The sequence below is a fragment of the Flavobacterium sp. genome, assembly GCF_036782315.1.
Taxonomy (GTDB): Bacteria; Bacteroidota; Bacteroidia; order Flavobacteriales; family Flavobacteriaceae; genus Flavobacterium.
This window is the reverse complement of sequence record NZ_DAIPZK010000012.1, coordinates 76,838-93,042: the sequence shown is the minus strand read 5'-3', so window position 1 is coordinate 93,042 and position 16,205 is coordinate 76,838. Positions and strand designations below refer to the sequence as shown.

The 16,205-nt window shown below is 33.2% G+C and carries 14 protein-coding genes; 9 read left to right on the top strand and 5 right to left on the bottom strand.

Features of this window, described 5'->3' with window-relative positions; genetic code table 11:
* Positions 1-140 precede the first annotated feature (140 nt).
* The 5 genes from V7P59_RS10890 to V7P59_RS10870 all read left to right on the top strand — a co-directional run bounded on the left by V7P59_RS10890 (position 141) and on the right by V7P59_RS10870 (position 8,047).
* Positions 141-1,910 carry an AMP-dependent synthetase/ligase gene (locus V7P59_RS10890; protein ID WP_333810188.1) on the top strand — a complete coding sequence of 590 codons (1,770 nt, stop codon included), beginning with the start codon at positions 141-143 and terminating at the stop codon, positions 1,908-1,910.
* Positions 1,911-2,036: 126 nt separating this feature from the next.
* Positions 2,037-2,477 (top strand): MarR family winged helix-turn-helix transcriptional regulator, encoded by a 441-nt coding sequence (locus V7P59_RS10885; RefSeq protein WP_333810187.1) that lies wholly within the window; start codon positions 2,037-2,039, stop codon positions 2,475-2,477.
* Positions 2,478-2,495: 18 nt separating this feature from the next.
* Positions 2,496-4,886 (top strand): 3-hydroxyacyl-CoA dehydrogenase/enoyl-CoA hydratase family protein, encoded by a 2,391-nt coding sequence (locus V7P59_RS10880; RefSeq protein WP_333810186.1) that lies wholly within the window; start codon positions 2,496-2,498, stop codon positions 4,884-4,886.
* Positions 4,887-4,929: 43 nt separating this feature from the next.
* Positions 4,930-6,120, top strand: coding sequence for an acetyl-CoA C-acyltransferase (locus V7P59_RS10875; protein WP_333810185.1), 1,191 nt, complete (start codon positions 4,930-4,932; stop codon positions 6,118-6,120).
* Between the two features lie 136 nt (positions 6,121-6,256).
* Entirely contained in the window at positions 6,257-8,047 is a 1,791-nt protein-coding gene (locus tag V7P59_RS10870; protein WP_333810184.1) for an acyl-CoA dehydrogenase family protein, read from the top strand.
* Positions 8,048-8,109: 62 nt separating this feature from the next.
* Here the strand turns inward: V7P59_RS10870 and bcp are convergent, their stop codons facing one another.
* On the bottom strand, positions 8,110-8,562 hold the full coding sequence (gene bcp / locus V7P59_RS10865; RefSeq protein WP_333810183.1) for a thioredoxin-dependent thiol peroxidase: 453 nt from the start codon (positions 8,560-8,562) through the stop codon (positions 8,110-8,112).
* Positions 8,563-8,672: 110 nt separating this feature from the next.
* Here bcp and V7P59_RS10860 point away from each other — a divergent pair, with 110 nt between their 5' ends.
* Both V7P59_RS10860 and V7P59_RS10855 read left to right on the top strand, forming a co-directional pair.
* Entirely contained in the window at positions 8,673-9,320 is a 648-nt protein-coding gene (locus V7P59_RS10860; RefSeq protein ID WP_333810182.1) for an endonuclease III domain-containing protein, read from the top strand.
* Complete coding sequence (locus V7P59_RS10855; RefSeq protein WP_333810181.1) at positions 9,321-9,671, top strand: DUF2200 domain-containing protein; 351 nt, start codon at positions 9,321-9,323, stop codon at positions 9,669-9,671.
* A gap of 32 nt (positions 9,672-9,703) precedes the next feature.
* On the opposite strand, the gene V7P59_RS10850 is transcribed toward V7P59_RS10855, so the two are convergent.
* Both V7P59_RS10850 and V7P59_RS10845 read right to left on the bottom strand, forming a co-directional pair.
* Complete coding sequence (locus V7P59_RS10850; protein ID WP_333810180.1) at positions 9,704-9,847, bottom strand: hypothetical protein; 144 nt, start codon at positions 9,845-9,847, stop codon at positions 9,704-9,706.
* A gap of 51 nt (positions 9,848-9,898) precedes the next feature.
* Positions 9,899-10,483 (bottom strand): RNA polymerase sigma factor, encoded by a 585-nt coding sequence (locus V7P59_RS10845; protein WP_333810179.1) that lies wholly within the window; start codon positions 10,481-10,483, stop codon positions 9,899-9,901.
* Positions 10,484-10,795: 312 nt separating this feature from the next.
* On the opposite strand from V7P59_RS10845, the gene uvrA reads away from it, so the two are divergent.
* Both uvrA and V7P59_RS10835 read left to right on the top strand, forming a co-directional pair.
* Positions 10,796-13,585 (top strand): excinuclease ABC subunit UvrA, encoded by a 2,790-nt coding sequence (gene uvrA / locus V7P59_RS10840; RefSeq protein ID WP_333810203.1) that lies wholly within the window; start codon positions 10,796-10,798, stop codon positions 13,583-13,585.
* A gap of 3 nt (positions 13,586-13,588) precedes the next feature.
* Positions 13,589-14,785, top strand: coding sequence for an LETM1-related biofilm-associated protein (locus tag V7P59_RS10835; protein ID WP_333810178.1), 1,197 nt, complete (start codon positions 13,589-13,591; stop codon positions 14,783-14,785).
* Here V7P59_RS10835 and can read toward each other — a convergent pair.
* On the bottom strand, positions 14,782-15,417 hold the full coding sequence (can, locus tag V7P59_RS10830) for a carbonate dehydratase (RefSeq protein ID WP_333810177.1): 636 nt from the start codon (positions 15,415-15,417) through the stop codon (positions 14,782-14,784). The two genes, V7P59_RS10835 and can, sit on opposite strands and share 4 nt — an antisense overlap.
* A gap of 103 nt (positions 15,418-15,520) precedes the next feature.
* Positions 15,521-16,204: a carbonic anhydrase family protein gene (locus V7P59_RS10825; protein WP_333810176.1), complete on the bottom strand. Its 684-nt coding sequence runs from the start codon at positions 16,202-16,204 to the stop codon at positions 15,521-15,523.
* Position 16,205 lies beyond the last annotated feature (1 nt).

Here is a 16,205-nt window from a genome sequence, read left to right as displayed (position 1 = left end):
TCTTAACAGAAGGCTTTTTTTATTATGCAAGCATAATAGTTTCATTTTCAAAAACTTACAAATAACATTTTGTCAATTCAATAAAAAATTGGTTAATTAATTATATTTTCTTAATTTGCAACATTATAAAACTGTAAATTATGAATCAAATTACTCGTTTATTTGAATTTCCTTATTATCAATTAGAAAAATACAATCTAAAAGATGCCTTAGTAACCAAATATGGCGATACATGGGTGAAAACTTCAACCCAGGAATATTTAGATAAAGCCAATGCTTTTTCGAGAGGTTTAATTAGATTAGGTGTTAATAAAAATGATAAAATTGCTATCATTTCTTCTAACAATCGAACAGAATGGCATATTACAGATATTGGAACATTACAAACTGGTGCTCAAACCGTTCCCATGTATCCAACTATTTCAGCTGAAGATTACGAATACATTTTAAATCATTCTGAATCACAATATGTATTTGTATCAGATTCGGAAGTTTACGATAAATTACAAAGCATTAAAAACAATGTTCCAACACTAAAAGATATATATTCGTTTAACGATATTAGTGGATGCAAAAGTTGGAAAGAAATCTTAGAACTTGGTGCAGATGAATCCAATCAAGATGTTGTTGAAGATAGAAAAAACAATGTAAACACTACAGATCTAGCAACAATTATCTATACTTCTGGAACTACAGGAAGACCAAAAGGGGTAATGTTAAGTCACCAAAATATTGTTTCAGATGTTCTTATGAGTGCTCCAAGAGTTCCATTAAGAGCTGGAGATACAAGAGCTTTAAGCTTCTTACCTATTTGTCATATTTTCGAAAGAATGTTGACGTATTTATACCAATATTATGGCATATCAATTTACTTCGCTGAAAGTATTGAGAAAATTTCAGATAACTTAAAAGAAGTAAAACCTCATGTGATGTCGGTTGTACCTCGTTTATTAGAAAAAGTTTACGATAAAATTTATGCTAAAGGAGCCGATTTAACAGGAATTAAAAAAGCACTTTTCTTTTGGGCATTAAATTTAGGTATGGAATACAAACCATATAAACAAAATGGAGCTTTCTACGAATTCAAATTAAAAATAGCTCGCAAATTAATCTTCTCTAAATGGCAAGAAGGTTTAGGAGGTGAATTAGAACTATTAGTTTCTGGTAGTGCTGCTTTACAATCTCGTTTAACTCGAGTTTTCTGTGCCGCTAATATTCCTGTTATGGAAGGTTATGGTTTAACCGAAACTTCTCCAGTAATTTCAGTAAATGATATGAGAAACGGTGGATTCAGAGTAGGAACTGTCGGAAAAGTATTAAACGGTGTTGAAGTTAAAATTGCTGAAGACGGAGAGATTTTATGTAAAGGTCCAAATGTTATGATTGGGTATTACAAAGACGAAACTCAAACTGCTGAAGTATTAAAAGATGGTTATTTCCACACTGGAGATATTGGTGAAATTGATGCCGATGGTTTCTTAAAGATTACTGATCGTAAAAAAGAAATGTTTAAAACATCTGGAGGAAAATATGTTGCGCCTCAAATTTTAGAAAATGCATTTAAGCAATCGCGTTTCATTGAACAAATTATGGTAATTGGAGATGGCGAAAAAATGCCTGCTGCTTTTATTCAACCTAATTTTGAGTTTGTAAGTGAATGGGCTTCTAGACACAATCTAAAATTTAATACAAATGAAGAATTGTGTTCTAATAAAATGGTTATCGATAGAATTCAAGAAGAAATTGATATTGCAAATGAAAAGTTTGGAAATTGGGAAAAGGTAAAACGTTTTGAACTTACTCCTGATGTTTGGTCTATTGATGCCGGACACCTTACTCCTACTATGAAGTTAAAACGTAAAATCATTAAAGAAAAATATTCTGATTTATATCAAAAAATTTATGGATAAAAACGGTAAAGCCCACATTTCGTGGGTTTTGCTATTTATAAATGTTAAATTTTATAAAAAATGTTAAAAATACTATGCGTGCATAGTATTTTTTTTTATATTTGAAAAAGTTTAGATTCAACTTATATGAAAGATAAAACTATAGACTATATATTAAGAGCTACATGGCAAGCTGTAGCAAGAATGTACAACGAAGAAGCCGCAAAATACAATGCAACTATGGCAACTGGGTTTGCACTATTGAGTATTGATAAAGAAAAAGGATCACCTTCAACTACATTAGGACCGAAAATGGGAATGGAAGCTACAAGCTTAACAAGAACCTTAAAATCAATGGAAGAACGAGGTTTAATTACTCGCAAAAAGAATCCGACTGATGGTAGAGGTGTTATCATTCAATTAACTAAAGAAGGAAAAGAAAAGAGAGAACTTTCTAAAGAAACTGTTCTTCGTTTTAATGAGGCGGTAAAACAACATGTTAGTGAAGAAAAACTACAACATTTCATGGAAGTAGCCGAAATTATAAACGAATTGATTGCCGATAAAAAAATCTATAACGACAAATAAAACAACAAACCTATCAACATGAAACGTAATATTAAAAAAGTTGCTGTTATTGGTTCCGGAATTATGGGAAGCGGTATTGCTTGTCATTTTGCCAATATTGGTGTTGAAGTCTTACTTTTAGACATTGCTCCAAATGAACTAACGGAAGCCGAACAGAAAAAAGGATTAACTTTAGAAAGTAAAGCCGTTAGAAACCGATTAGTTAATGATCATTTAGCTAACGCTTTAAAATCAAAACCTTCTCCTATTTATCATCCAAGTTTTGCTTCAAGAATAACTACTGGAAACACAACCGATGATATATCTAAAATTGCAACTGCTGATTGGATTATCGAAGTAGTTGTGGAACGATTAGACATCAAGAAAATTGTTTTTGAACAAGTTGATAAATATAGAAAACCAGGAACTTTAGTAACTTCGAATACTTCTGGTATTCCCATTCAGTTCATGAGCGAAGGAAGAAGCGAAGATTTCCAAAAACATTTCTGTGGTACACACTTTTTCAATCCAGCACGTTACTTAAAATTATTTGAAATTATTCCTGGTCCAAAAACATCACAAGAAGTATTGGATTTCTTAAACGGTTATGGCGAAAAATTCTTAGGAAAAACTTCAGTTGTTGCTAAAGATACTCCGGCTTTTATCGGAAATAGAATTGGAATCTTTGGAATTCAAAGTTTATTCCATCAAGTAAAAGAAATGGGATTAACGGTTGAAGAAGTAGATAAATTAACCGGACCAGTTATTGGTCGTCCAAAATCAGCTACTTTTAGAACGGTTGATGTTGTAGGATTAGATACTTTAGTTCATGTGGCTAACGGAATTTATGAAAATTGTCCAAATGACGAAGCGCATGAATTATTCAAACTTCCTGAATTTGTAAACAAAATGATGGAAAACAAATGGTTGGGAAGTAAAACTGGACAAGGTTTCTACAAAAAAGAAGGAAAAGATATTCTAACTTTAGATTTAGATACTTTGACTTATAGACCAAATAAAAAAGCATCTTTCGCCACTTTAGAATTAACCAAAACAATTGAAAAACCAATCGATAGATTCAAAGTTTTAGTTACTGGAAAAGACAAAGCAGGTGATTTTTATAGAAAAAACTTCGCTTCGATGTTCCAATATTGTTCCAATAGAATTCCTGAAATTACAGATGCGTTTTACAAAATCGACGATGCAATGAAAGCTGGTTTCGGTTGGGAAAACGGTCCATTCGAAATTTGGGATGCTATCGGAGTTGAAAAAGGAATCGAATTAATGAAAGCGGAAGGTTACCAACCTGCTTCTTGGGTAACCGATATGTTAGCATCTGGAAATACTTCTTTTTATTCGATTAAAGATGGAGCAACACACTTCTACTCTATCACGAATAAAAAAGTAGAGAAAGTTCCTGGTCAGGATGCTTTCATTATCTTAAATAACATTCGCGAAAGCAAAAAAATATGGAACAACAGCGATTCAATCATTACCGATTTAGGTGATGGAATCATCAATTTAGAATTTACTTCCAAAATGAATTCAATTGGCGCTGGTGTTTTACAAGGAATTAATAAAGCAATTGATATTGCTGAAAAAGATTATAACGGTTTAGTAATTGGTAATCAAGGAGCTAATTTCTCTGTTGGAGCGAACTTAGGAATGATTTTCATGATGGCTGTTGAGCAAGAATATGACGAATTAAATATTGCTATCAAAATGTTCCAAGACACGATGATGCGTTGTCGTTATTCAGCAATCCCAGTTATCGCTGCTCCTCACGGTATGACTCTTGGTGGTGGTTGCGAATTAGTAATGCATTCAGACAGAGCGGTTGCCGCAGCAGAGACATACATCGGTTTAGTAGAATTTGGTGTTGGAGTAATTCCTGGTGGTGGTGGTTCTAAAGAAATGGCTTTGAGAGCTTCTGATTTATTCCGCAAAAACGATGTAGAATTGAATGTTTTGCAAGAATATTTCTTAACCGTGGGAATGGCAAAAGTAGCTACTTCAGCTTACGAAGGTTTCGATACCGGAGTTTTACAAAAAGGAAGAGATATTGTTGTGGTAAACAAAGACCGCCAAATTGCAACAGCTAAACAAGTAGCCTTACAAATGGCAGAACAAGGTTACACCCAACCAGTGAGAAGAAAAGACATCAAAGTATTAGGTAAACAAGCTTTAGGTATGTTCTTAGTTGGAACTGACCAAATGGAAGCTGGTAAATACATTTCTGAACACGATAAGAAAATTGCCAATAAATTAGCTTACGTTATGGCGGGTGGTGATTTATCAGAAGCAACTTTAGTTTCTGAACAATATTTATTGGATTTAGAAAGAGAAGCCTTTTTATCTCTAACAGGAGAAAGAAAATCTCTTGAGAGAATTCAATATATGCTAACTAAGGGTAAACCTTTACGTAATTAATAGCCTCGTAGAGGCGAAATATTGGTAGAAAAATATATTAGATATGAAAAATACAACCGCATATATAGTTTCGGGTTACCGAACCGCAGTAGGAAAAGCTCCAAAAGGGGTATTCCGATTCAAAAGACCTGACGAATTAGCAGCAGAAACCATCGAACACATGATGATGGATTTGCCTGATTTCGACAAAGCACGTATTGATGATGTGATGGTAGGAAACGCCATGCCAGAAGCAGAACAAGGTTTGAACGTTGGGCGTTTAATTTCATTAATGGGATTAAAAATCACCGATGTTCCTGGAGTTACAGTAAATAGATATTGTGCTTCTGGAGTTGAAACTATTGCAATGGCAACGGCTAAAATTCAATCTGGAATGGCAGATTGTATTATCGCTGGTGGCTCCGAAAGTATGAGTTATATTCCAATGGGAGGTTACAAACCAACACCAGATTACAAAGTTGCCGCTGCAGGTCATGAAGATTATTACTGGGGAATGGGATTAACGGCTGAAGCAGTTGCAAAACAATTCAACGTTTCGCGTGAAGATCAAGATGAATTTGCTTACCATTCACATATGAAAGCCTTAAAAGCACAAGCAGAAGGTAAATTCGATAAACAAATTGCTCCTATCACAGTGGAACAAACGTTTATCAATGAAAATGGTAAAAAAGAAACAAAATCTTACGTTGTAAATAAAGACGAAGGTCCTAGAGCTGGAACTTCGGTAGAAGCTTTAGCTGGATTACGACCAGTATTCGCTGCTGATGGTTCGGTTACAGCTGGAAACTCTTCGCAAATGAGTGATGGAGCGGCTTTCGTTTTAATTATGAGCGAAGAAATGGTAAAAGAATTAAACTTAGAACCAATTGCAAGAATGGTTAGCTACGCTGCTTCAGGAGTAGAACCAAGAATCATGGGAATTGGACCAGTTACCGCAATTCCAAAAGCATTAAAACAAGCAGGATTAAAACAAGACCAAATCGATTTAATTGAATTAAACGAAGCTTTCGCAGCACAATCTTTAGCAGTTGTGAGAGAATTAGGTTTAAATCCTGAAATCGTAAACGTAAATGGTGGGGCTATCGCTTTAGGTCACCCACTAGGTTGTACAGGAGCTAAACTATCCGTTCAATTGTTTGATGAAATGCGCCTGAGAAACAGCAAATACGGAATCGTTTCGATGTGTGTTGGAACTGGTCAAGGTGCAGCCGGAATTTTTGAATTTTTGAAGTAAAGCCCCCTAACCCCCAAAGGGGGAATATGGATTGTGGTTATACATTATACTGAAATACTATAAAAAAATTATATTGTAAAATTTAAACCCTATTGACCCCTAATAGGTTCCCCCTTTGGGGGATAGGGGGCTAATTATGTCAGATATCATCAGAGGAGGACAATTCCTTGTAAAAGAAACAAAATGCGAAGACATCTTCACACCAGAAGATTTCAATGAAGAGCAAATTATGATGCGTGATTCGGTAATTGAGTTCGTAGACAAAGAAATTTGGCCAAATAAAGAGCGCTTCGAAAAGAAAGATTACGCTTTAACCGAAGAAATCATGCGTAAAGCTGGTGAATTGGGTTATTTAAGTGTTGCCGTTCCTGCTGCTTACGGTGGTATGGAAATGGGATTCGTAAACACGGTTTTAGTATGTGATTATATTTCAGGAGCGACAGGTTCATTTTCAACAGCTTTTGGTGCACACACCGGAATTGGAACGATGCCAATTACTTTATACGGAACGGAAGAACAAAAACAAAAATATGTACCAAAATTAGCTTCTGGCGAATGGTTTGGTGCTTACTGTTTAACAGAACCAGGTGCAGGATCTGATGCAAATTCAGGAAAAACAAAAGCCGTTCTTTCTGAAGATGGAACACATTATAAAATCACTGGTGGAAAAATGTGGATTTCAAATGCTGGATTCTGTAATGTATTTATCGTTTTTGCTCGTATCGAAGATGATAAAAACATCACAGGTTTCATCGTTGAGAATGATCCATCAAACGGAATTTCTTTAGGAGATGAAGAACACAAATTAGGTATTCGTTCCTCTTCTACTCGTCAGGTTTTCTTTAATGAAACGAAAGTACCAGTAGAGAATATGTTAGCAGGTCGTGGCGAAGGATTCAAAATTGCAATGAATGCTTTGAATGTTGGACGTATTAAATTAGCAGCAGCTTGTTTAGAAGCACAACGTAGAACGATTTCTGGCGCAGTTCAATATGCAAATGAAAGAGTTCAGTTTAAAACCCCTATTTCAAGTTTTGGGGCAATTCAAGCTAAAATTGCTGAAATGGCAACAAATGCATATGCTGGAGAAAGTGCAACTTACAGAGCGGCTGCAGATATTGAAAACAGAATCAATATTAGAGTAAGTGAAGGAAATTCACACCAAGAAGCTGAATTAAAAGGTGTTGAAGAATTCGCTATCGAATGTTCTATCTTAAAAGTAGCTGTTTCAGAAGATGTTCAAAACTGTACGGATGAAGGAATTCAAATTTTTGGTGGAATGGGATTCTCTGAAGATGCACCAATGGAAAGTGCTTGGAGAGATGCTCGTATTGCCAGAATTTACGAAGGAACTAACGAAATCAACAGAATGTTATCAGTTGGTATGTTAGTGAAAAAAGCAATGAAAGGACATGTTGATTTATTAGGACCAGCAATGGCTGTGGCTGAAGAATTAATGGGAATTCCTTCTTTCGATATTCCTGATTATTCTGAATTGTTTGCTGAAGAAAAGGAAATGATTGCCAAATTGAAAAAAGTATTCTTAATGGTAGCAGGTGCTGCTGTTCAAAAATATGGACCCGAATTGGAATCACACCAACAATTGTTAATGGCTGCTGCTGATATCTTAATCGAAATCTATATGGCAGAAAGTACTATTCTTAGAACGGAGAAATTAGCTAAAAAAGTTGGTGAAGATAATGCACAAGAGCAAATTGCAATGGCAAAATTATACTTATATCATGCAGTAGATATCGTGAACCAAAAAGGAAAAGAAGGAATCGTTTCTTTCTCTGAAGGTGATGAACAACGCATGATGTTAATGGGATTAAAACGATTTACAAAATATACGAACATGCCAAATGTGGTAGCGCTTCGTGAAAAAATTGCTGCCAAAATTATTAGCGAAAACAAATACGCTTTTTAATACAGCAATTAATTGGTTTAGTTTGTTTAAAAAAACCATTCGCCTTGGCGAATGGTTTTTTATTATTTTAAAATCTGAGCAGCATGTGCTTTTGTTTTTACATCCGAAATTACTTCTTCGATAACTCCGTTTTCATCAATTACAAAAGTGGTTCTGTGAATACCATCGTATTCTTTTCCCATGAATTTCTTTGGCCCCCAAACACCAAAGGCTTGTATCACTGATTTATCTTCATCAGCTAATAGCGGAAATGGTAAATCATATTTTTCAATGAATTTTGCTTGCGCTTTTGCACTATCGGCACTTACACCTAATAAGGCATAATTATTTGCTTCAAAACGAGCATAATTATCTCTTAAATCACAAGCTTCTGCAGTACAACCGGGTGTACTTGCCTTTGGATAAAAGAAAACTACAAGCTTTTTCCCTTTGTAATCTGATAATGTATGTGTAATTCCATTTTGATCTAAACCTGAGAAATTAGGAGCTTTATCTCCTGCTTTTAATGTTGTCATTTACTTATAGTTTTAAAATTAATTAGTCATAAGGTTAAAAAACGGATGATACAATGAATTTTGATATTGTACTTTTACTTTATAACTTTACGAATCAAATTTAGTTAAAAATGACCAAAAGCGAGAAAGTAACATTTGTTATAAATACGTTAAATGAATTATATCCAGAAATTCCAATACCGTTAGACCATAAAGATCCCTACACTCTACTAATTGCTGTGTTACTCTCTGCACAATGTACGGATGTACGTGTAAATCAAATTACCCCTCTATTATTTGCAAAAGCAGATAATCCTTATGACATGGTTAAAATGTCGATAGAAGAAATTAAAGAAATCATTCGTCCGTGCGGATTATCGCCAATGAAATCGAAAGGAATTCACGGTTTATCCGAAATTTTAATTGAAAAATATAACGGAGAAGTACCACAAAGTTTTGAAGCTTTGGAATCCCTGCCCGCTGTTGGACACAAAACAGCGAGTGTGGTTATGAGTCAAGCTTTTGGGGTACCCGCTTTTCCTGTAGATACACACATTCATAGATTGATGTATCGTTGGGGATTTACTGATGGAAAAAACGTCCAACAAACCGAAAAAGATGCCAAAAGAATTTTTCCTAAAGAATGTTGGAACGACTTACACTTACAAATTATTTGGTACGGACGTGAGTATTCTCCAGCGCGTGGCTGGAATTTAGAAAAAGATATTATTACGAGAACAATTGGAAGAAAAAGTGTTATTAATGAAATTAAAAAATAAATGGCATCAAGAAGTATAAATCATATGATCTTTGCTGGAGTTTATCCTCATTACATAAACAAAGCAGAGAAAAAAAATCGCACGAAAGCTGAAGTCGATGAAATTATTTGTTGGTTAACTGGTTATACATTGGAAAACCTTCAAAAACAAATTGATACAAAAGTTGATTTCGAAACTTTTTTTAACCAAGCACCACAATTAAACGAAAACGTTTCTAAAATTACAGGAGTAATTTGCGGTTATCGCATCGAAGAAATTGAAGATCCTTTGATGAGAAAAGTACGTTATTTGGACAAACTAATTGACGAGTTAGCGAAAGGAAAAGCGATGGAAAAAATTTTACGAAAATAAAAAATGCCTCAAATCTCTTTGAGGCATTTTTCTTAATTAGCGATAATTTCAAAATTTGAATTTCCCACTTTATAGATACTCAATGCTTTTGAGTAATTGAGTAAAAACGAAATCGTTTCTTTTTTAGGTTTCATTTTTTGAGATGCTAATTTTTTCTTAGAGTAAAGTTTTGCCATTTATTAGGTTTTGGTTTATAAATCAATAACGGCAAAATATTACGTTTAGTATTAATTAGTTAAAATTATTTGATTTTTTTCTATAATTTTTCTCAAATTCAATAAAGCATAACGCATTCTGCCTAAAGCTGTATTGATACTAACCCCTGTTAAATCAGCAATTTCCTTAAAACTAAGATCTTGATACATACGCATTATCAACACTTCTTTTTGATCTAAAGGAAGCTCTTCTAACAACTTAGCCAAATCTGATTCTACTTGAGCTGTAATTATTTGCCCTTCAATATTCAAACTATTGTCGGTCATATAATTAAATATTGAATACTCTTCTGTTTCACGTTGAAAAGGCATTTTTTTTGCTTTTCTAAAATGGTCAACCACCAAATTGTGAGCAATACGCATTACCCAAGGCAAAAATTTCCCTTCTTCATTATATGATTGAGATTTTAAAGTTTTTATAACCTTAATAAAAGTGTCTTGAAAAATATCATCAGATAAATCCCTATCATTTATTTTTGAATAAATAAAACCATAGATTTTAGATTGATGTCTTTCAATTAGGGAAGCTAAAGCAGATTCATCACCACTTATATAATTCTTCACTAAAACTGCGTCAGGGAGTACAAGATTAGCCATAACAATACCTTTTAGTTAATTTTAAGATTCGGGGTCTAAAAAGTAATGGTGTGTTATAGGCAAATGAGTTTTAAAGATTAAAGTCCAAATTTAACATAAAATTTATTTAATATCCAAATAATTCTTCAAAAAAATCTTTTTATCATTAAAAATAAATTGAATTATTACATTAAAATCTCAAATAATCGCAATATTTGGCTTTATCTATTAAATAATTTTAAGTTAAATATTTAGTTATTGAGATTAAAGGCAAAAGGAATAGGAGTAAATAAATTTACAATTATTATCTTTGCGAATCTTTTAAAAACAACCATGACACAACCCGATTTTTCTACTTTAGAACCAAAAAAAAATATCTTGATTAAAGGGGCACAATTGCATAACCTTAAAAATTTAGATGTTGCTATTCCTAGAAACAAATTAGTTGTGATTACTGGACTTTCAGGTTCAGGGAAATCGAGTTTAGCATTTGATACTTTATATGCCGAAGGGCAACGTCGTTACGTAGAAAGTTTATCATCATACGCTCGTCAATTTTTAGGAAGATTAGATAAACCAAAAGTAGAATACATAAAAGGAATTGCTCCTGCTATTGCCATCGAGCAAAAAGTAAATACAAGCAATGCGCGTTCAACTGTTGGAACTTCAACCGAAATTTACGATTATCTAAAATTGTTATTTGCCCGTATTGGAAAAACCTACTCGCCTATTTCAGGAAAAGAAGTCAAAAAAGATACGGTTTCTGATGTTATTAATGACATTAAAACATTTTCAATTGACAGCAAATGGTTACTCCTTGCTCCTATTCATTTAGAGGACGGAAGAGCTTTAGAAGACAAATTAAAAGTTTTATTGCAACAAGGTTTTGCTCGTATACTTGTTGATAACGAAATGGTTCGTTTAGATACCATAGACCAACATAAATTAGACAATAAAGACATTCTACTTATCGTTGACCGAATTGTAGTTAAAGATGAAGAAGAATTCTATAATCGATTAGCAGATGCTGTTCAAACTGCTTTTTATGAAGGAAAAGGTATTTGTTATTTACAAGAAGTCGATTCACAAAAACGTTTAGAATTCAGTTCTAATTTTGAATTGGATGGCATTACTTTTTTAGAGCCGAATATTCACTTATTTAGCTTTAACAATCCTTACGGAGCTTGTCCTACTTGCGAAGGCTACGGAAGTGTTATTGGAATAGATGAAGATTTAGTAATTCCAAATACTGCTTTATCGGTTTATGAAAATGCGATTTTCCCTTGGAGAGGTGAAAGCATGGGTTGGTATCGCGACCAATTGGTAAACAACGCTTATAAATTCGATTTCCCTATTCACAAACCGTTTTTCGAACTTTCAGACGAACAAAAACAACTGATTTGGGATGGAAATTCGTATTTCACTGGTTTACATGATTTCTTCGCAGAATTAGAAGAGAAAAATTATAAAATTCAAAACCGCGTTTTACTTTCAAGATATCGCGGAAAAACAAAATGTACCACTTGTAAAGGAAAACGCCTACGATACGAAGCGAATTTCATTAAAGTGGGTGGAAAAACAATTTCTGACTTAGTCGATTTACCAATTGTAAACTTAATCGAATTCTTCAAAAAATTAGAATTAAACGAATATGATGCTAAAGTTGCCAAACGTTTATTAATCGAAATCAACAATCGTTTAGACTTTTTATTTAACGTTGGATTGAGTTATTTGACTTTAAATCGTAATTCTAATACGCTTTCTGGTGGTGAATCCCAACGTATTAACTTAGCAACTTCATTAGGAAGTAGTTTGGTAGGTTCGATGTATATTTTAGACGAACCAAGCATTGGATTACATCCAAAAGATACCGAACGCTTAATAGATGTTTTAAAAAATCTTAGAGACTTAGGTAACACTGTTATTGTAGTAGAGCACGACGAAGACATCATGAAAGCTGCCGATATGATTATCGATATTGGTCCAGAAGCAGGAACACATGGTGGTGAATTAGTAGCTCAAGGAACGTATGATGAAATCCTTAAAGCCGATTCATTAACAGCTAAATATCTGAATGGAAAAGAAGAAATTTCGGTTCCAAAAAAAAGAAGAAAATATAAAAATCATATCGAAGTTATTGGTGCGAGAGAAAATAACTTGAAAAATGAAAATTTCACTTTCCCATTAGAATGTTTGACTGTGATAACTGGTGTTTCGGGAAGTGGAAAAAGCACATTGGTAAAGAAAATTTTGTTTCCAGCCATTCAAAAGAAGCTAGAAGGTGTTGGTGAAAAAGCGGGTCAGTTTACTGAATTATCTGGAAGCTTTTCTCACATCAAACATATCGAATACGTAGACCAAAACCCGATTGGAAGAAGTTCACGTTCGAATCCTGTTACGTATATTAAAGCTTATGATGATATTCGGGATTTATTTGCGAAACAAAACGTTTCTAAACTACGAAATTATCAAGCAAAACATTTCTCTTTCAACGTAGATGGCGGAAGATGTGAAGTATGTAAAGGTGATGGTGAAGTAACCATCGAAATGCAATTCATGGCAGATGTTCACTTAGAATGTGAAGCTTGTAACGGAAAACGTTTCAAAAAAGAAGTCTTAGAAGTTACTTTCGAAAACAAAAACATCGATGACATTCTAAAAATGACCATTGATGAAGCTTTGTTATTCTTTACCGAACAAAAACAGACAAAAATCACGCAAAAATTACAACCCTTACAAGATGTTGGATTAGGTTATGTGCAATTAGGACAATCCTCTTCTACCCTTTCTGGTGGCGAGGCACAACGAATTAAATTGGCTTCATTTTTAGTAAAAGGCACTATTAAAGACCGAGCTTTGTTTGTGTTTGACGAACCAACAACCGGCTTGCATTTTCACGATATCAAAAAATTATTAGCTTCGTTTGATGCTTTGTTGGAAAAAGGTCATTCAATTATCGTGATTGAACACAATTTGGATTTAATCAAATGTGCAGATTACATTTTAGATATTGGTCCAGAAGGTGGTGAAAATGGTGGAAAATTAATTGCTTTTGGAACACCTGAAGAAGTGGCCAAAAATAAAAACTCGGTAACAGGAAAATACTTAAAAGAGAAATTATAGAAAATGATAAACCCTTCTGCAAACGGTTGGATTGACAAGTTTTTTGCTGAAAACAATGAGAATTTCATTGATTTTCAAGGCAATACTTTGTCTTTTTATGAAGATTGCAGAGCAACTGGTTTTATTTATGGTTATGTAGTACGTTACCAGCTTAAAAATCAAATCAATACTTCAAAATGGTCGTATGATGAAGTGACGAAAGTTGGGTTTTTAAACACACTTTTTTCATTATATCGAATTGAAAAATCGAATGGAACTAAAGAAGACTTTATCAATTCTGTTTACCAATTCTATAAAATCATTCAGCCTGAAAACCTGAATTTCATCAAAAAATTACTTCCGGAAGGCTCATATAGTTCGCGTTTAGAAAAAATTATTGATGACCGAATTCAAACCAATAACAATACTATTAGCAAGAATTTCTCGCATATAATTACCAATGCATTATTATTTATTGATATTTTGGCATTCGAACATTATTTGAAAAATGAAACACTTCCTGCTGATTATTTAAAAAATGTAGAATCGGATTGTATTAAAATTGTATCATTAGCTCTAAAAATAAAAGAACGAAAGTCGAAATATGATAAATTATTGGTGAAATTGTTTGAAAATTCGATTCGTTATACCAAATTCAATACCATTGAAAACATTGAATTATCAGAAATCAAATTGATGCGACATACTTCGCTATTGGAAAAATTGTATTTATTGGATATTGCCCAAATGGCGCTTTGGAGCGATGAAAAATTAGAATCAAATGAAGAAGTTTTTCTGAAACAATTGAGCCTCGATTTGGAATTAGATTCATCATTACTAGAAAAAAGCGCTAATGAAATTAATCTTTTCATAGAAAAATATAAATCAGAGATTCCATTTTTTAACTATTCTAACCCAATAAAACATTTCTATGATCAAGCCAATAAAAATGTAACCAAACTCATCATTCGCAACAAAGACAGATTAACCAAAGAAATCAAAGAAAGTGGCGAATTAATGCAACTTCTGGCTAAATCTACTACTAAAGATTTAAGCAAAGAAGAAAAAAAGAAAGTAAAAAAACAATTGCTCGATATCTGTAAAACAGTTCCTTCGCTAACTATTTTTTTACTTCCTGGTGGTGGTTTGTTATTACCTATTTTGATTAAATTTATTCCGCAATTATTGCCTTCAGCATTTAATGAAAATTTAGAGGATTAAAACTTCAACTGATACACATCATCCAAATCTTTATCACAAGTAAAGTTGACTCCTAAATCAGTTACATAACCATCATTAAGACCATAAACCCAACCGTGTAAAGACAATTCTTGACCGCTTTTCCAAGCATTTTGAACAATAGAAGTTTTAGCTAAATCCATTACTTGTTCTTTCACATTGATTTCAACAAATTTATTGAAACGCTCATTTTCATCAACAATTGCATCTAATTCTTCATGATGAAAACGATATACATCTTTAATATGACGAATCCAATTATCAATAATTCCAATTGAAGTATTTCCCATAGCAGCTCTTACTCCTCCACAACCATAATGACCACAAACAATAACGTGTTTTACTTTTAAAGCATTAACTGCATAATCTAAAACGCTCAACATATTCATATCTGTATGTAAAACCATGTTGGCAATGTTTCGATGTACAAAAACTTCGCCCGGTTCTGCACCTATAATTTCATTTGCAGGAACACGACTATCAGAACACCCAATCCAAAGCAAAGGTGGCTCTTGACCTACAGCTAACTTTTTAAAGTAGTTAGGACTTATAGCCAGTTTTTCTTCAACCCATTTTTTATTATTGTCAAGTATCTTTTTGTAAAAATCGCTCATTATCATGTGGAATAGAATTTCAAATTTAAAACAAAAAAGCTATCAATACCTTTATTTTAAGTGAAATGATAGCTTTTTAAAATTCATTTTTATAAATATTAAATTAGTGTCTTAATGCAGCTACTGTAAATTCAGGATTAAAATCGTCTTTAATATACATGACATCATCATAAAAAGTTACGACACCAGTTTCAATATCATGCATTGCTCCTACAATTCCAATTTGTCCGTTTTCTAACATTTGCTCTAGAACAAAACTTCTTTCAATAATGTTTTTTACACTTCTTTTAACGTTAATTGCTGCTACATTTTCAACAAATTCGTTATTCTTTGAACTTCTTTCTTCTTTAGTATCTTTCTCCTCATAAACAGCAGGTTGAATTTTAGATAACAATTCTGTTAAATTCCCCATTTCAACATGATCACAAGCACCTTTTACAGCACCACATTTAGAATGTCCTAGAACAACAATTAATTTTGAACCTGCTACTTTACAAGCAAATTCCATACTTCCTAGAATATCTGTATTAACAATATTTCCGGCTATTCTTACTGAAAAAATATCGCCTAATCCTTGGTCAAAAATTAATTCTGCCGAAGTTCTACTGTCAATACAACTTAAAATAGTAGCAAAAGGCCATTGACCATCTCTAGTTTCATTAACTTGCTCTAATAAATTACGATTGGCTTTTAAATTATTTATAAAACGGTCATTACCCTCTTGCAAAAATTGCAATGCTTTGCGAGGAGTCATTTGCGCTTGTGTTTCTTTATTATGTGCTTTCATA